The 18,372-nt window shown below is 42.0% G+C and carries 14 protein-coding genes; all 14 read right to left on the bottom strand.

The features are described 5' to 3' along the window. Positions 1–8: 8 nt before the first annotated feature. The 14 genes from addA to rlmD all read right to left on the bottom strand — a co-directional run bounded on the left by addA (position 9) and on the right by rlmD (position 18,306). A complete protein-coding gene (gene addA, locus HMPREF9378_RS09160; protein WP_002913410.1) occupies positions 9–3,683 on the bottom strand; it encodes a helicase-exonuclease AddAB subunit AddA in 3,675 nt (1,224 codons plus the stop codon). Next, on the bottom strand, positions 3,680–6,961 hold the full coding sequence (rexB, locus tag HMPREF9378_RS09165; RefSeq protein ID WP_002900072.1) for an ATP-dependent nuclease subunit B: 3,282 nt from the start codon (positions 6,959–6,961) through the stop codon (positions 3,680–3,682). The genes addA and rexB overlap by 4 nt, the downstream gene beginning before the upstream one ends. Positions 6,962–7,161: 200 nt before the next feature. Then, positions 7,162–7,473, bottom strand: a complete 312-nt coding sequence (locus HMPREF9378_RS09170; protein ID WP_002900070.1) for a hypothetical protein — start codon at positions 7,471–7,473, stop codon at positions 7,162–7,164. A gap of 46 nt (positions 7,474–7,519) precedes the next feature. Further along, positions 7,520–8,365, bottom strand: a complete 846-nt coding sequence (locus HMPREF9378_RS09175) for a DUF4300 family protein (protein WP_002913409.1) — start codon at positions 8,363–8,365, stop codon at positions 7,520–7,522. 33 nt (positions 8,366–8,398) lie between these two features. After that, positions 8,399–8,941, bottom strand: a complete 543-nt coding sequence (locus HMPREF9378_RS09180) for a ClbS/DfsB family four-helix bundle protein (RefSeq protein ID WP_002913408.1) — start codon at positions 8,939–8,941, stop codon at positions 8,399–8,401. Positions 8,942–8,970: 29 nt separating this feature from the next. Continuing rightward, entirely contained in the window at positions 8,971–9,381 is a 411-nt protein-coding gene (locus tag HMPREF9378_RS09185) for a type II toxin-antitoxin system death-on-curing family toxin (protein ID WP_002913407.1), read from the bottom strand. Next, the gene (locus HMPREF9378_RS09190) at positions 9,378–9,614 is read right to left on the bottom strand and encodes an AbrB/MazE/SpoVT family DNA-binding domain-containing protein (protein ID WP_002897305.1); all 237 of its coding nucleotides are present in this window, start codon (positions 9,612–9,614) and stop codon (positions 9,378–9,380) included. The genes HMPREF9378_RS09185 and HMPREF9378_RS09190 overlap by 4 nt, the downstream gene beginning before the upstream one ends. A 123-nt stretch (positions 9,615–9,737) precedes the next feature. After that, the gene (locus HMPREF9378_RS09195; RefSeq protein ID WP_032911129.1) at positions 9,738–11,495 is read right to left on the bottom strand and encodes a glycoside hydrolase family 13 protein; all 1,758 of its coding nucleotides are present in this window, start codon (positions 11,493–11,495) and stop codon (positions 9,738–9,740) included. A gap of 233 nt (positions 11,496–11,728) precedes the next feature. Next, positions 11,729–12,607 (bottom strand): aminoglycoside phosphotransferase family protein, encoded by an 879-nt coding sequence (locus HMPREF9378_RS09200; protein ID WP_002913405.1) that lies wholly within the window; start codon positions 12,605–12,607, stop codon positions 11,729–11,731. Positions 12,608–12,692: 85 nt separating this feature from the next. Beyond that, positions 12,693–14,279, bottom strand: a complete 1,587-nt coding sequence (gene gggC / locus HMPREF9378_RS09205) for a streptosactin export ABC transporter GggC (RefSeq protein ID WP_002913404.1) — start codon at positions 14,277–14,279, stop codon at positions 12,693–12,695. 171 nt (positions 14,280–14,450) lie between these two features. Then, positions 14,451–15,032: a hypothetical protein gene (locus tag HMPREF9378_RS09210; protein ID WP_002900054.1), complete on the bottom strand. Its 582-nt coding sequence runs from the start codon at positions 15,030–15,032 to the stop codon at positions 14,451–14,453. Next, on the bottom strand, positions 15,025–15,765 hold the full coding sequence (locus tag HMPREF9378_RS09215; protein WP_002900053.1) for an ABC transporter permease: 741 nt from the start codon (positions 15,763–15,765) through the stop codon (positions 15,025–15,027). Before HMPREF9378_RS09215 ends, HMPREF9378_RS09210 begins: the two co-directional genes overlap by 8 nt. Then, complete coding sequence (locus HMPREF9378_RS09220) at positions 15,755–16,654, bottom strand: ABC transporter ATP-binding protein (protein WP_002900052.1); 900 nt, start codon at positions 16,652–16,654, stop codon at positions 15,755–15,757. Before HMPREF9378_RS09220 ends, HMPREF9378_RS09215 begins: the two co-directional genes overlap by 11 nt. Positions 16,655–16,947: 293 nt before the next feature. Beyond that, a complete protein-coding gene (gene rlmD, locus HMPREF9378_RS09225; RefSeq protein WP_080555384.1) occupies positions 16,948–18,306 on the bottom strand; it encodes a 23S rRNA (uracil(1939)-C(5))-methyltransferase RlmD in 1,359 nt (452 codons plus the stop codon). Positions 18,307–18,372 lie beyond the last annotated feature (66 nt).

Genomic DNA, 18,372 nt, shown 5'->3' with positions numbered 1-18,372 from the left:
CAAGCTAATCAGTCCACCTTAACCACCTGCAACTGCTCACCGCCTAGCAAAATCAAATATTTTTCAATTTGAGAAATGCCATAAGAGCGGCTGAGAGCTTGAGCATATAAGTCTAGCTGGCCATGGTAGCGAGCAAGCAGCTCAGATGAATCCTTATATTTATCCGTCTTGTAATCAAAGAGGATAATCCGATCCTCAAAGAGCAGGTAACCATCCAAAATCCCCCGCAAAACAAAGTTCTGACCGCTAGAGTCATCCCTCTTGAGCATGGCAAATGGTGCTTCTCGACGAACTCTGTCACTGTTCTCAATCAAGAGACGTCCCAAATCTGTCTCGAAGAAAGATGCAATCTTAGGCAGCTGAATCTGCTTTTTGACCGCTTCATCGGCCTGAACCTGAGCCAAGGCAGACCGAAGTACAGCCATGCTGGGACTGCTATCCAAAGGAATCCGCTGCATAAGCTCATGAACGGCACTGCCGACTTGCGCTCCAGTCACTTTGGCTTTCTTGCCAAAATCAGGCAACTCAAAGCTAGGCTGAGGCCGAAAAGCTGCTCGCTCATCCATGATGTCCAGACCATCCGTATCCATGATTGGCTCATAGAATTTCTTAATCTGGCTTGGAGTTCGCACACTAGGCAGCTCAATGGCAGAGCGGTACTGGCTATTCAGTCGGTCCACGCTTTCTAAAATATCCAGAGCTCGAAGGATGTCGTCAGACTGACGATTATCTGCCAAATCATCCGCTGGAAAGAGCACAGGCTCATTAATTCGCCCTATCTCTTCAGCAGTTAGCTCCTCATCAGTGACAAAACGGGTCTCGTAGGCGAGATTCTCATCGGAAAAAACGGCCTGAATGGCATAGAGCCAGTCTTGGAAATTACTGAGCTGGCTGCGCAGACTGGCAGACAAACGCCCTTGTTGGCTCTTGCCCCACTGACGCTTATCCAAAACCTCTTGACTGCCCTTTCCGATAAGATAGAGCTTGGTTTCAGCCCGCGTCATGGCCACATAAAGCAAACGCATCTGCTCAGACAGACTAGCCAACTGCAGCTCCACTAGATTCTGCTGATAAGGCAGCGTATCCATGGAAATGCGCAGCTGATTCGGCGCATAAGACTCTTCCACAGACACCGATACATCCGCTACATACTTGATGCCGACTCCCTTGGTCCGGCTAAGGATAATAGCAGAGCTGCTATCCTGACGGTTGAAGGCCTTGTCCATATTGAGCAGAAAAACATACTTGAACTCTAGCCCCTTACTCTTATGAATGGTCATGAGACGAACGGCGTCCTTAGGTGCCGCCACTGGCACACTAGCTAGATCGTGCTGATTTTCCAAGATACGGTCTATCATCCTGATAAAGCGAGACAGGCCTTTAAAGCTAGACTTTTCATACTCATTGGCCCGCAAAGAGAGGGCATAGAGATTAGCCTGTCTCTGGGCACCATTGACTAGAGTCCCCACCATGTCATAGTAGAAACGATCCTGGTAAATCTTCCAAATCAAATCATACAGGGAGTGCGTCTTGGAATAGGTCCGCCAGCCTTGCAGGGTCTCATGGAAGTGCTGCAATTTTTTCTGCAGTTCCTGGGTGATTAAAGCAGGGTGCAAACCTCTTCCTTGGAGGGCATTGAGCAATTTTTCATAGAGATTTTCCTGAGAACGTTCTTGACTGGCCTGCAGGGACAGCCGAGCCAGCTCGTCCTCACCAAAGTCAAACATAGGAGACTTGAGAAGGGCGGTCAGGGCATAGTCATTCAGCGGATTATTGATGGTCCGCAGGGTATCCAGCATGACTAAGACCTCTACTGACTGCAGATAGTTTGCTGCGCCATCATCTGGTACCAACGGAATCTGGTACTGCTCAAAGGCAGCTAAAATCAAATCATTGCGGGTTCTGGATGCCGTCAGCAGCGTAATATCTTTAAAAGCCACTCCTTCCTCATTGTGCAGGCGGATGATTTCCTTGATGACTAGGTCCACTTCCCCAGCTGATACTGCCTGTGGCAAGCCTTCATCAGCCTCCTCTTCCGGACTCTCCTTGGAGCCTTCATAGATTAAGAAGGAAGCGCGGTTAGCTGGATTAGGCTCGCGTTTGGATGGATTGCCAGCCACCAGATAGTGGGTTTCATTGTAGTCAATTTCCCCGACTTCTTCATCCATCAGGCGTTTGAAAACATCGTTGGTTGCTTCCAGCACCTCAAGATGACTACGGAAATTTTCCTTGAGGACGATTAGCTTGCCCTGACTGCTATCCTCTTGATAAGCCTTAAACTTATCACTGAAAATCTGCGGATCCGCTTGACGGAAACGGTAGATAGACTGCTTGATATCGCCCACCATAAAGCGATTTTGGCCCCTAGAAAGCAAGTCCAGCATGCGCTCCTGCGTGTGGTTGGTATCCTGATACTCATCCACCATGACCTCGTGGTAGCGTTCCTGATAAAAGTGACGCACCTCTGGGAATGTCTCTAAAATCTCAATAGCAAAATGGCTGATGTCACCAAATTCAAAGGCATTTTCTACTTTCTTTCGCTCCAAGTAAGCCTGTGCAAAGTCCGCCACAAAATCCCGCAGAAGCTCAACCAGAGGCAGGCATTCATCCTGGTGCTGCTCGATAAAGTCCATCTGATAAAGCTGCTGGTCAAAGCTTCGCAGCCGCTCAATCATAGGCTTCCTGGTTTCATTGTAATCCTTAGCCATTTCTTTTTTGAGCTCGTCTGCATTCTTGCCAACCCGAGCTGTAAAGGCCTGACCATTGGAAAGTTGGGAAAGTGCCACAATCTGTTTGAGAACCTGAGCTGTTTCTTCTATCGGTGACAATTCATTCAGCCCTGCTAAGGCGGTCAGAGCGTCTTGGACATTCTCCTGATACTTGGCGCCCGCAAACTCTCTTCCTTCATGCTCCAGATGGGCAGAAAAGAAAGCTCCCAGCTCCCAAAGGGCTGATTTGATTTGACCAAATATCCTCTCTCTCTCTGCCGCAAAATCACTGTGCTCATAGCCATAGAGGAAGGTTTCTTCCAGCCAGCGCTGAGGACTGCTGGTTGACTGCAGAAAACTGTAAATCCGATAAACTTGCTCTCTGAAGCCTGATAAATCCTTCCGCTTACCAGTAAAGTTCTTTACCAAACTGCTAAACAAAGCCTGACGCTCGCTGTCATAGTAACGGTCAAACACTTGGCTAAAGACTTCATTTTGCAGAATCAGCTGCTCACTGGCAGACTGGAGAATCCGAAAATTCGGTGCCAAACCAAGCAGGTAACCATAGCGACTAAGCACTTTCTGGGTAAAGGCGTCCATAGTACCAATATCGGCATTTGGCAAGTCAGCTAATTGCTGGGCTAGGTGTTGCTTGAATTCAGGACTATCGGCCTCCTTCAAGGCCTGCCCCAGTTCCTTCTCCAGCCTCTCTTTTAGCTCGCCTGCCGCCTTGACGGTAAAGGTTGAGATAAAGAGCTGGCTGACAGCAACACCTCTAAGAATCTGGTCTATGATTCGCTGAACCATGACAAAAGTCTTACCCGAGCCGGCCGAAGCGGAGACCAGAATATTTTGGCCAGAGGAGTAGATGGCCTCAATCTGCTCTGCCGTCTTTTTCTGTGGCTTGTCCGAAGCAGCTTCTTGGGCTTGCTTAAGAGCAATTTCTTCTGCAGTTAAAAAAGGAATTCTCTTCATTTTTCCATCTCCTCCCTCATCTTTTCTAGCCAGGCCTGGCGCAACTTCTCACCAGTTGGCCGCCTATCAAATTTGCTTGCATCTAGTTTTTCTAGCTGGCGTGCCTGTCCCAAATGGAGATTGGCTTCAAAGCCAGTGATGGCCTTGAACTGCTCCACATAAGGAGCAATGCTTCGCCCATTCTCTGTATAAGGATTGACTGCAAAGTGGCCTGATAGAATGCCTTCTGCAGCTTTTTTGTAGAGATAAGCATTATAGGCCAGCAGCAAGTCCAAGTCTTCCTGGCTCAGCAAGTTGGTCTTATTTTTTTCATAGAGCGGACCAAGCTCCTTGACAGCATCAGCCACAAAAAGTCCCTTGTACTGGAGTGGTTTCATAGACTGATTGACTGCATCCGCCAAGGTCTTGGTATCTTTAAGCGCCACAATCGGATCGGTCATCTGCAAATACATGGCGCCAAAAGTTCCCTTATCCTCTTGATAGTCTGCTAACTCCTCAATCGCTGCCAGATAGGTCGGCAGCTGAGAATTCAGTCCATTAAAGAACTTTTCAAAGCTGAACTTAATATCGCCAGACTTATAGTCCACCACTCCCAGACTCTCTGTCTTAGTCAGACGGTCAATCCGGTCCACCTTACCGCTCACGGTCACTGCTCTGCCATTTTCCAAGGTCAGGAAAGGCTTAGAAGCTGAGCCAAAGCCAGTCTCCTCACCAATGGTCTCAATCCCAGTTGGATGAGCCAGCACCCGGCCGGTCGCCCTCGCCGTATCTAGCAAGAGCTGGCGCGCAAAACGGGTCTGACCTGACTCGCTGTAGATGCTCTCAAACTCGGCCTCTCGACTGGTCTCTTCCATAGCCCGCGCTAAACGCCGGTCAAAATCAGCAGACGAATCATCCTGTAAGACCTTTTCAAAGATCCGATGGAGGAAAATCCCATGACTGCGAGCATCTGGATGAATGGTCCACTCTTCCTGCAGGCGCAGAACATACTTGAGAAAATAAGCATACTGATGCCGGAAATATTCGTTTAAAGCAGAGGCTGAAAGTCGGAGGGGCTGCTCCTGAGGGTAGAGGGCTTGCAAAGTTTCCGGTTGCAGAGACTCCGTTTTCAGTTCCTTGCTGATTTGCGGAATACTGATGCCTTCTGCTGCCAATTTCTTGCGAAGAACCCGCACAGCCACCGCCCAAAAAGTCTGCTCCTCTGCTGTCCACTCTCGGTCAATCTCCTCTTGGTGGAGCTCGATGATTTGAGAAAGCAGAGCTCGGTAGCTGCCAATATCGTCACTAGAAGCCTGAGGCTTTTTGACAATGATGGGCAAGGAAAGTGGAGCTGCAGTCAATTCCAGTAGATAGGTCGACATGCTGTCCTCTACTTCATTGACCAAGGCTGGCGCAGACAAGACCAGCTCTTTGGTAGCAGAATTCATCAACGACAGAGCCGTATAGCGATTCTTCTTGAGATTTTCTGAGCTGGCAATCTGGAGTTCCGCCTGAGAATCCGTTGCGTCATTGAGCCGAGCGCGATCTTCATCACTGAGCAAACTCTTGTTTTGCGCGATTTTCGGGAAACGCTCTTGAGTCAGTCCGATTGCATAGACGTAAGGAGCTGCTAAAGGCTCTATCAGGTCATAAGACTGGACCTTGACCACATCTACTGTCGCTGGCACTGTCCGATAGTTGGACAAAAGCATACCTGACAAGACCAAGGCTAGAAAATCGTCTAGTTTGACCTTGCTATCTGCAAAAACCTGAGCAAACTGCTCTAAGACATGGCTGAAAGCCTTCCAGACTTCCTCATGACGTTCCTGCTCCTGCTGACTTTCTCCCTGCAGCAGAGCCGTCAAATTATCCGACAAACGGGCTGCTTGGAAGAACTCCGTAAACTTAGCTAGGAGACCAGACGCCGTCTGGCTGCGGGATTTGAAGAAGTCTTGCAGCGGAGTCATGACCCGACGACGAATATGATTGAGACGATCTAGGTCAAATTTCCCTTGGCTATTGGCCGTGAAATCTTTGGCTAGCTTGGCTGATCCCTTAATGTCCGCAAAGCGCAGATATTGCTCAAAATGATCCAGCTCCTCCTGAGTCAAACCTCCGTAGAGCCCCGTCTTTAAGAGATTGAGCAGGTCTTCCAGTTGGAAGTTATAGCGCTTGAGCCGCTCCAAGGACTCGACAAACTGGACCAGCGGATGCTGGGCCATCGACTCACTCCGCCCCAGATAGTAGGGAATCTGATATTGGTCAAAAATGGTCTTGAGCTGAAGCTGGTAGGCTTCCACATCTCCCAAAAGCAGGCGAATATCCTTATAACGCGCCCCATCATGAACCCGCTGTCGGATGGACTTAGCCACATACTCCAGCTCTTCTTTCTGGTTCATAGTAGCCCAAATTTGGAGCTGCGAGCGGTCTGTCTCACTAAGACTAACCGTTGATTCTGAAAAGTCATAACGACTCTCTAAGATCTTAGAAATCCGTCCAAAGGCATCTTCTGCTTCTGCATGAGAGATATAGTCAGGCTTGACTTGATAGTCCTCGGCTAGCTTTCTCAAAAAATCCACGCTGGCCTGATAGAGATTGCCCTCACGAAAGGCTGCTCGATAGGCTTTTTGGCTGGCATAGGTCCCAATGACAATCTCCACACCTTTCCGATGCAGAAGACCGACTAAGTATTCCTCTTCGGCAGAAAAACGAGTAAAGCCATCAATGACCAGGGCTAAATTCTTCAACTCCTCATCCGTATCACCAGACAGAATATGATGGGCAAAAGCAGCAATCTGAGAAGACGAATCAAAATCGCCCTTATTCAGAGCAGCAGTCACCGCCGTAAAAATCTTGACCAGATCCTCCCGCTTCTCAGGCTCCTCGAGAAATTCCAGATCCGCAAAGGACATCTGGGCAGTCTGCAGTTCATGATAAAGATCCATCAGTTGCTGGATAAACTGGGCATCCTTCTTAATCCGGCCATAGACCTTAAGCTCTCCATCATCCAGCTCTGTCAAGGTTCGATAAATCAGCATTCCCAGACCAATATCGTCCAAACTCTGCCCTTGCCGAACATCATTGAGGACAAAATATCGAGCCATCTGGGCAAAGCGCGTCACCGTAATGGCAAAGGAAGCCTTGTTCTTCAGGCACTCCAAAACCGCCCGCTCCTTCTCAAAAGATAGCGAATTAGGCGCAATATAAAAGACTCGCTTACCAGCCGCCACCAAACTCTCAGCCTCAGTCACCAAAACCTTGGTCAAAGGATGGCGAATATCTGTATAAAGTAATTTCATAGCCTGCCTTTTCCTCTAGAAAATATAGGAACATTATACCATTTTTGCCAATAATTCTCATGGAGAATAGTCCCAAAACCCAATTACAATTCAGCATCCAAAGATAGCATTAGTAACCAGCCTCGTCATACCAAAAACAAACGAAAAAGCCACTGCTTTCAGTGACTTCCTAAGGCTCTCACTTCTTTCAAAGTAAGTGCTCATTTAATCTTATGCTTATTCATCTTTTCTTCAAAAATGCTTGTCATAATCACGCGCAATTCCTCTCTTTCCTTGTCAGGAAGTTCGCCTTGCTGCTTAGCAACAGCGAATAGTTCAGGATATTGCTTAGCAACTCGCTCAACCGTCTTGGTCGTCGCATGCCCTCTCACGAAGAAAGGAATTCTTTTAATCCATTCCTTGGGTACGAGTGCAAGAATCTTTTTGGCTGCTTCCTTATCGGAAATTTCTGCAGTGCTGAGCCCTTGATTAATCTGCTCCTGTTCCTTTTCTGTAAAATCTTTTAATTCCATACGTTAAATCTCCCAGTTCTATTTTCTTAATGCTAACTGAATCAGACTACTTACCCTCTACCCACTTATCGTTGTCCATGATAAAAGGTTTGGCCAGTCCTTCTCCTGTGTAGTCTTTATATTTGGTCTGCAAGTATTTGTAGACATCTTCCTTGGTCGCAAACTTGATAGCCTGGTAAGGCTCTTCAAAGGTCAGCTTTTCGATAAATAAATATCCGTCTTTATCTGGAACCAAGACGCCGACATGCCCTACAAAGAGAGAGTCGCCGTCAAGATTGTCGTGGACAATGACTGAAAGCATCCGTGCTTTTTCGCTAAACTTGAACTGTTTGAAGTATTCCTCCATCTTCTTAGCATGGACTTTTACATCTTGAGTCGCTTCAGTCTTGACTCTTGAAAACAGGATATTAAATTCTTCCTTATCCTTGGCATCAAAGAGCTTGCCCTTGTCAATCGCGTCATTATCGATAAACAAAAGTTCGTCATCTTTTTCAATTTGAGGGATATCGATGCTATTTTTCAGCAAAGTATAGGTATTAATCCGACAATTTGTCCCGATAAAATCGCCCTTCTTTGCCTGCCACAGAGGATTGATTTTTTCTACATCATACTCGGTTTTGGTAAACTTAGTGAAATCGCCTTTTAATCCAGTAGAGCCAACAAGTCCATTGTAGTCATTGACTAGATTGACAAAGTTATTGACACTGTCTTTATCCAAGTCGGCTGCCAACAAACTCTTGACTTCTTCGACACTCTTTTTACTGTTTAGATTTGAATAAGTCGATGTAGTTTGACTTGTTTCTTTATTTTTCTGCGAACTAGCACATGCCGCTAGCCCAAAAGCCAAAGACAGGCAGGCGCAGGACATGATTATTTTGCTGTATTTCTTCATTCTTATTTCTCTCTAATTCTTGTCTTCTACAGACTATTTTGCTTTACAATTTTTCTGATGAGCCTTCAACTTTTTCATGGCCCAGTCATAATGGCTGGAAGTAGCACTTACAAAATAGGAACCTAGTACAGTCCCTCCGACCCATTTATAGACATTTTTTGAAAATAATTCTTCATTTGTAAATGTGTCGGCTAAGTCCAAAACATCTTGATGTGACTGATGAAAGAGCTCAGTTGCCTCTTTTAGAGAAGTCTTTTGATGCTTCTTCCAAAATTCCAGATTCAACTCTCCATAAGTCTTCCAGTTATAGGGCGCAGGAAGAAAAGTCTGCTCTTGACCCTTTTGATTGGAATGCACCCAATTCAACAAGAGCTGATGCCATTCATAGAGGTGAATCAAAACATCTCTTACATTTTTATCTCGTCTCCAATGGGCCTCTTTCTTCTTTTCATCCCGAAAAAAATCAAAAGGCGTGTGTAACTCTTCATCAGACATCTTAGAAATGAGAGTTTGTAACTTCTCAAAGTTTTCCTTAGCAGCTAACAGCAAGTCTTCTTTGGTTTTCGGTCTAGGCATAAGATTGCACTCCTTTGCATAATTAAAGCTTAATCGTTATCATTACGAAACGAATGTTCAGAAACCCATTTTGAGTAATTTTTTAAATTTTGCTCCGACAGGGATTCAACCGCTATTCTTACACACATTTCAACTGCTTTGTCAAGTTCAACAGAAAAATGATAACCGTTTAATCGTAAAAATTTTACTAAAACATAAAAAGCCGTTCGTTTATTAGCACTAGCAAAAACAAGTTTTTTTATAAATTGAACAAATAAAATTGTTGCCTTATCAAAGATTGACGGATAAAGAGGTTTCCCAAAAACAAATTGTTCAGGTAAGTTCACAATCATATTTAGTGCTGATGGACTAATCGTCTTGATTTGTTCTTTCGGAGAATAGCGCTGAATAACTAAAGTATTAATCTTTGCAATTTGCTTTTCTGTTAAATAGACTGTCATTTTTCCACCAAAGCTTTAAAAATATCATCGTATTCATCAAAAATATTATCTAAATCCAATTCAAAAGATTCGTCAGAAATATAAGTAACCTGATTTTCAGTCTTTTCAGGAGTAAAGACAATTTCGCCACTCGGTAACAATTTAGCATCGTAATGCACGCCACTCGGAATATTAAATTCACTTGGAATCGTTATTGTTATAGAATTCCCTTGTTTTCTAGTTTTTACTGCCATCTTGCTTCCTCCTTAGGGATATTATAACAGATAATTACAGTAATTACAAAATAGAATAATCTTTCAGCTTCTCTTATCTTATTTAGAATACATCATGGGATTAAGATATTAGCTAAACACATCTCAAAAGCAAGACTCATCACAATAAACTACAAATCCCTTTGGTAAGATGAGAACTTGCTGGTCATCAGTTTGGCAATGACTCACCAAATCAGCTGAATCTCTGTCTAAAAGATAATTCTCATTCGACTGATTAAAAAGAGCTCGGATTACTTGATGATCATGTTCCCACTCTAAAACCAGCACATTAGGCTCGATTTCTTCTAGGGTAAATTTCCCATACTGAATAATGCCCGCAACATCCTTGCGAAGCTGAATCAAGTTCTTCATAAAATTGAGCATGTCATTGCTACTTGAAACCCGGTCCCAAGGCATAACCCTTCTACAATCTGGGTCCATACCTCCGCCCAATTCTAGCTCAGTCCCATAATAGATACAAGGCGTCCCTCTTTGTAAAAAGAGAAAGGCGAGTGCGGATTTGACAAGCTGGATATCTCCTTGAGCTGTCGTCAAGATGCGCTCTGTATCATGCGAATCCAAGAGATTAAACATGACCTCAGAAATCTGCTGCTTGTAGTACATGGACTGGCAGTTAATCTCAGCTATAAATTGATTGGTCTTCTTACTCCTGCTCAAAAAGTAGTTCTTGATACTATCGGATAGAGGATAGTTCATGACAGCGTGAAACTCATCTCCATTTAACCAAGGCTGAGAGGTATGCCAAACTTCTCCAAGAATATAAAGGTCAGGCTTTTTAGATAAAACGGCCTTGCGGAAATCTCGCCAAAATTGATGATCAACCTCATTGGCCACGTCCAATCTCCAAGCATCAATATCAAAATGTTCAATCCAATAGGTCGCAACGCTTAAGAGATAGTCTTTCACCTCAGGGTTAGCCGTGTTTAACTTAGGCATATAGCTGGCAAAGGCAAAGGTATGATAAGGCAGTTCTTTTGGATTCATAAGCTTGTCATTCGTCACTGGGAACTCTTGAATGTGGAACCAGTCTTTATATTCTGACTTTTCACCATGCTTGAGAACATCCTGCCATTGAGCAGATTGATCGCCCATATGATTGAAAACCGCATCCAGCATAACCTTCATGCCACGAAGATGAGCTTGCTCCACCAGTTTACGGAAAGTCTCCTTGTCCCCAAAGTGTCGATCAATTTCAAAGTAGTCCGTCGTATTGTACTTGTGATTACTTGGGGATTCAAAGATAGGACAGAGATAAAGCCCTGTAATCCCTAAGTCTTGCAAATAATCCAGATGGTCAATAATCCCCTGTAAATCCCCTCCAAAGAAATCACTGCTTTTAGGTCTGATAGACGAATCCCAATCTAGAGCTCCTTCTGGTGAAAGTTCAGCATTTCCATTTGCAAATCGTTCTGGAAAAATCTGATACCAGATCGTTTTTGAAACCCAGTCAGGAACCTGGCAACCATCAATTTCGTGAATATAGGGGAGTTTAAAACCATTGCCCTCTAAAGCAAGATTCTCTGGACTATTGTCAGCGAAGCCTTTATCTCCATATAAGATGCTTTGACCTTTTTTATCCTCAAGCTCAAACAGATATTGGAGCCTAGCAAAGCGCACAGAAACAGCTACTTGCCAATAATCAAATAAGGCATCAGAGGTCACTTTGACCATCTCTTTCACATCTTCATAAGAATCCTCAAGAAAAATAAAGGGATCCCCATAATGCAAAACGATTTTCTCTATATCCTCTTTCTTAGTCCTTATTCTGATATGAACTTGACCTTCTTTATAAAGATAGGCATACTCCGACTCCGGTCTATGATAAATGGCTGTTAATTCCATACTTTTCATCTCCTAGATTTCACTTTTTAAACTCATCGTAATTCTATGCAAACGATTCCATAGCTTAGCCCTAGTATACTATTTTAAAAAAATGATTGCAAGCTATTGTTCAAGTTTGGGAATAAAAGGGATAGCAGAGAATATTAAAAAGCCTTGAGGACAAGGCTTAATATTAGTTTCTATCTTGAGATTTCATTTAATTCTATTCTTTTTCCAAATTGATATTCCAACGCTTATTCAGTATTATTCTTGTTCATATACCAACTTGGGACTAATCGGTTCATATCATCATACCATTCTAAAATTTCCTTAGCTTGATTTTGCATTACTGATATTTCCTCTTCTCCATAAGGAACAGCCCATGGAAGAGCACCAACTAGATTACTTAGAATGTAAACGGCAAGAAGTTTCCAAAATAAATTTGGAACTTTTTCATCAAAATATCCATCTATCATACCAGATGCGAAAGCGGGAGATACTTGAGCTGACCACACAATACGATTGAACTCCTCCCAAGGATCTCCAACATCAAAACGATCAAAGTCAATCACATAAATCTCTCGATCTTCTCCAATCATGAAATTCCCAATATGATAATCTCCATGTTGGAAAACTTGGGGTCTGTTCTTTAGCAGTTCACGGTTTTTATCCAAAAAATCAATAAAGAGTTGACCACTTTCATATTGCACGGGACATTCTTTGTATTTGGAGATTTTATCATCAATTTTTCGATTAAAAAAGATTTCCCAGTCTTCACAAACTTCTGTAGCAGGAATTGTATGAATCTTTCTAAGCATTCTTCCTGCTTCTATCCCGTAAATGTATTGTTGTTTTTCTGAATAAGTTAAAATGGTATCTATTGCATCTTTTCCGTCTATCCACTCGTGTATAGAATGCACTTCGTCACCGCAGAGTTCAAATTTAATCGGTTTACACATACGAATTTCAAGAGAAGCAATTTTCTCCATTATATCAAATTCAATTTTCTTAGAATCAAACTTCTCTTTATCAGAAACACGCAATAAATATTTTTGATTGTTCTGGTCTGTAACACAATATTTTTTATCATCTGACCATCCTTTATTTATGGCTATCTTACTAATAAAATCCATCAATAACTCCTCGATTAACTTTACAACACTATTATGTAGTCAAACTCTAATTCAAGAAAATTGCTTTATTTTTAAGCTTTTTAAATTATTCAGTATAATCTTCGTTTGACATTTTTGTACCGATATTTTCAGATCTCTCCAATTCTATCACCTTATCATAGTGCTTCAAGTCCTCTTCGCTGTAGTGATGAATCACTTCTACGAGTGCTTGTGGGAGAGAGAATAGAAGCTGACTAATTTTCTCTTGGTTTTTAATGTCCAGATTGGCTTTGACCTCGTCAGCCAGGATAAATTGACGATTGTGATAGAGCGCGCGAGCAATTTCTAGCCGCTGCTTCTCACCGCCTGACAGGGTTTGGTTGCTGGGTGTTTTGCCTTCAATAGCTTTCAAACCGGTTTGCTGCAGAATCTCTTCCATCATTCTGGAATCCAGTTCTTGCCCCAGAGCGATATTTTCCTCTAGTGTCAATCCATCAAAGATATGACTGGACTGGAGAATGTAGGCTCCTGCCTGATAGAGTTGATCCGAGCTTAGCTCTTGTCCATGGTAGCGAATCCGACCTTGACTCGGCTTGATTTCTCCATAGATGAGGTTCAGTAAGGTTGTTTTCCCAGACCCGCTTTCTCCGATAATGGCGATCTTTTCCCCTTCCTCAATGGTAAGATCGCAAGGGGCTAGGATTTCTTGACCATCACGCTCTACGCTGACTTGCTCTAGCTGGATAGGAAAGACGGGACCTTCAAAAACTGAAGGCATTGTCAACTCCTCTCCCAGCAGTTTTTGATATTTATCACAGAGAAACTTGGCTGATTTTCTAGTATTGATAAAGTAAGATAACTCCTGAAATTGGTAGCCGATATTGTGCGATACTAGGTAAATCCCAACAAAGCTGGCTGCAGATAGGTAATTATAATAGGTCATGAAACCACCAATGACAATAGGCGCGACCGAGCAAAAGGCATCAATCCCATTGATAAATAGACTGTTTAAAGTCCGTTGCTTTTCATAGGCGACTTCTTGCTCTAAAGCCTTGTGTAAATCTTTGGAAAACAGTTTGTAAAACAAGCTTTGTCCCCGATAATGCCGTATGGAACGAGCACCCGCAATCATATTAGTCACTTGAGAAACATAGCTTTGGTTAGCCATGGACTTCTGCTCAGAAATCGCATCCAAGCGTTTGGAACCTATGCTACTACAAAGGACAGGTATCGAATAAAAAATGATAAAGAGCAAACCCAGATAAAAATTAGTCCAGAGAGCATAACAGATAGAGACAGTTGTAAATCCCAAAGAAGAAATGATAATAACAGTCGGCTCAATATAGTTATCTTCTAGCTGTTTCACATCATTTTCCAGGTCGGACAAAACCTCTTCATCCGCTATCCGACGGCTATATAAGAAAGTCTGAAAGATGGCCTGCTTAATGCCCGACTTGAAGTCCGTCAGCACTCGTGCATAGTAATAGCGTTTCCCTGCCAAACCCAGCAAGAGAATCAAATTCCCCACAATCCCCCAAATCAAGACCTGCCACAGCAAATGCAACTGGTGATTGGTAAAACTAGAGACAATATACTGAATCAAAGCCGGTGTAATGACAGCCTCCAGCCAAGTAATCATAATCGCCACAAAATAGAAGAATAAATACTTTTTAGTTACATAAGATCTAAGCATAGCCTATAAACCTCCTGAAGTTATTTACCAACTTAGATGGTCGTGTTTTTCTCTAGACGGGGATAAAATAGGAGCCTGAATATTTGAATGAAAGCATTAAACGTAGGGCTGCTACTTTATAATCTTTCGAAAAAGACTTAAATAACTAGTTCTAAACATATCAATTTACTTTTATTTTTTATTCAAAAATATATCCAACACATCTGCATAGCTAACAAAGGGAGCAGGAAATACTAGTCCAGAATAAAATAACATTATAGTATTAAATAAATTCAATAGGACGGATACTCGTTTAAAGCGTTCTGTTAACTTAATTGCCATGGTATATAAGACAAAAAATACAGCATAATTAAGTATTGACATCAAAATCAAATCCACTAAATGGAATGAAGGCATAAAAAATTTTCCATTAAAAAACATATGCGATAGAATGATTGAAATCAAAAAAATGGGTGTTGACCAAATAAAATAAGTTGTTGATCTAGCAATATAAATCATCATTGTTGTCCGTCTAGTTGTTTTGATATTTGTATATTGATTAGTGCGAATTTCAAATTCCAACTCCTCATTAGCAAGCAATATCACATTAGTTATAGAATAATAAATAAAAAAATAGAGTAGATTTATCGGTTTATCACTATTGAAAATAATAATGATTCCTGTAATAAAAATCATGGAATAAATCACTTCGCAAATACTATCAAACGTGTATCGAACTCTATAATTGAAATATCTTCTTAATTCACTAAACATGGAAAAGGCTCCCTCTTTTTTTAGCAATGTTCAATAAAGTGAAAAATAGGAAAGTTCCAGCTGACCAATATACTGCACAATAGACTATAATAAAAAAGATACTCTGGTAGGACGGAGAAATAATAAAATTTCTCAAGGCATAGTAAGGGAAAAGCTTTCCTATAAAGCCAAATAAACCACCTAGCGGTGTTAGTATGCCAGTAAAATACAGCATGAAATAAGAAATTAACGATGTAATGCTAGAAGTACGATTAAAAATGAAGCAGAGACTTGATAGGAAAAAACCCAAACCATATATGCTAATAACAGTTAGCATACATGCAGCCAGGTTTCCAACTAACTTTAAAATACTATCCGGAAAATCAACATCATTAAGCGTGGATAAAACGATAAATATAGGTATGGCTTTAACTAGATCCACCAATATCTGAACAATAATTTTAAACATTAAGACATGAAAAACACTCTTACTGCTCTGGATTACACTTATCAAAGTTCTATCATAAAGGTCATCCTCAATAAAAAAAGTTGGGTGCGTAATACTATGACTCGTAAAATACCAAGTAAATAATAAACATAACAATAAAAATTTACTTTGCGTATCTTTAAAGTATTGAAGATAAGCTGAAACCATTATCAAAATTCCAAAATTTGAAAAAAATAAATTGAATTTAAAATGCATCATCTCTTGCAGCTGTCTCTTTAACTCCCTTCTTATTTCTTTAATCATCATTGATAACCTCATACAATATTTCTTCGATACTTTCCTCAACTTCTTCAAAAAATATTATCTCAAAATTATTAAAGATATTATTTTTCACCTGACTATCTTTTACTTCAACAATCAATCTTTCGTTTTCTATTTGGTAAGATAAATCAGGAAACAGTCTCTCAAAAGCATCTTTATCAGAGTCTGAAATACCAATTCTATATTTAATCCACCTAGTATTTTTCCCAAAGATTTCTGAGAAACTACCTTGCTGGATTATTTTCCCTCTACTCATAATACAAATTCTTGTTGATATTTCTTTTGCAAAATAGATATCATGAGTCGTCATGAGAACAATAGTTCCTTTTTCTTGGCTGAGAGTTAGTAACAATTTCGCAAACTGCTTTTTGGCAATGACATCCAGACCATTGGTTGGTTCATCTAAACACAATACTTTTGGCTTACAAAGTAACGCAATAATCAAAGATAATTTTTGTCTCGTTCCTTGTGACAATTCGGACACCAATACATCAACATAGGGATGGAAAGCTAGTTTATTAAATAAATCCTCCAATTCATCCTTAACCTGACTACGCGAACTTTTATTCAAATGTAAAAAGTAATCAATATTTTGATTTGCCGTCAGATATTCATAGTAGCCTCTACCGCTTTCTAGTACAAGCTTGACATTGTTATGAATATCTTTCGAAGTATTCTTACTACCAAAAACAAATACATCACCTGCGTCCTGTAACATTAAGCCAGAGATAATTTTTATGAAAGTTGATTTACCTGCACCATTGGTGCCCACTATAGAAACAATCTCTCCTGAATGCGATTCAAAGCTAGGAATGTCCAATACAACTTTACCACGAAAATTTTTCTTTAGATTGCGTACAATAATTTCATTCATACTCGCATTAACCTATTTCGATTACTAATACTTACACTGCCAAAAATTTAAAAACAAGGATTTTTAAATTACTTTCACTAAAACGTTCCTACGTTTTCACCAGCAAAGCTACACACTCAGCGGTTCAGACTTTCCGTATCATTTCGTCGGTTTCCCTCCTCATTCTACGAGTCCTATCCCATGGGCGGAGCATCTACTTCTACTTCGCTGATACCTCTGCTCGTACAAGCAGTGATACCGCCTCGACATGATGCGTTTGCGGGACTCAAAAGGTTTGGGGAACCTTTTGAGGATTAGCTTCGTTTCACTAACAAGCTTACACACTCAACATGATGCGTCTGCGGAAATAAATCCACCGGCTGGACTTTCTTCAACTCATATCCTAATTCTTGATAGAGTTTGATATCACGCGCCATAGTGGCGACATTGCAAGAGATATAAGTGATTTTCTTGGGCTCCATACTGACGCTGGCTTTGATAAAGCTCTCGGTCAGGCCTTTTCGTGGTGGATCGACTAGGATGACATCCGCTTGAATACCCTCTTTAAGCCAGTTTTGGATGGCTTCTTCAGCAGAGGCGCAGACATAGCTGGCGTTGGTAATGCCGTTGATTGCTGCATTCTTTCGGCTATTTTCGACAGCTTCTGGAATCACTTCGACACCATAGACCTGCTTGACGTGTTTAGCAACAGAGAGCCCAATCGTTCCGATACCAGAGTAGGCATCAAGCACCACATCATCAGCGGTTAGTTCAGAAAAGTCAATAGCTGTCTGATAGAGCTTTTCTGCCATCTCGGTATTGACTTGGTAAAAGGCGGGCGCAGCAATCTGGAAGTCATTTCCCAGCATCTGGTCGGTGATGTAGTTTTGGCCATAAAGTGTTCGCCAGTCTTTTCCAAAAATCGCATTGCCGGGCTGGTCGTTGATATTCTGCATGATGGACTTGATAGCTGGGAAAGCCTCTGTCAAGCACTCCATCAGTTGCTCTACTCGGAAAATTTTAGGTCGGGTTGTGACCAGAATTACCATGATTTCCCCTGAATAATGGCCACGGCGAACAACTAGATTGCGAATGAGTCCTGTCTTTTCCTGCTCATCGTAAGGTTTGAGGTCAAAACGCCGCAGCAAATCACGTGTAAAAAGAATAACTTGGTCAATGACTGGGTCCTGAATATAGAAATCTTCAATCGGCAGGAGGTCATGGGAATTTTTCCGGAAAAATCCTGTTTCCAGCTGGCCATTGACACGGCGGACAGGCACTTGAGCCTTATTACGGTAGCCCAGCGGCTGCTCCATACCAAGTGTCGGCAGCACTTCAACATCGGACAAACCAGCAATCTTATAGAGACTGTCCTTGACCTGCTTGCGTTTGAAGTCCAGCTGGGCTGAATAGTTCAGATGCCCCAAGTCAGCAATCCCTGTACGCAGATAAGCCATATCAAGATTTTCATTGCGCTGGTCTGAGGTACGGAGAAATTCCTCCACCTTGCCAAAGCCGATTTTTTTGTTGACCTTGAGCACACGCATGCGGATGAGTTCACCCGGCAGGGCATTTTCCACAAAGAAAACCAGACCTTCTGCCTTGGCAACTCCAGCTCCCTCGTGGCTCAGATCCACGATTTCAACTTCAATCACATCATTCTTTTTTAACATATTTTTCTCTTTCTGCTTTATCGCTCTGCCATTTCCCAAAAGAAAAGGCAGGACATCGTCCTACCT

Source organism: Streptococcus sanguinis SK1 = NCTC 7863 (assembly GCF_000194945.1).
Classification (GTDB): domain Bacteria; phylum Bacillota; class Bacilli; order Lactobacillales; family Streptococcaceae; genus Streptococcus; species Streptococcus sanguinis.
The sequence above is the reverse complement of the archived record's forward strand: the minus strand, read 5'-3'. Positions and strand labels throughout refer to the sequence as shown.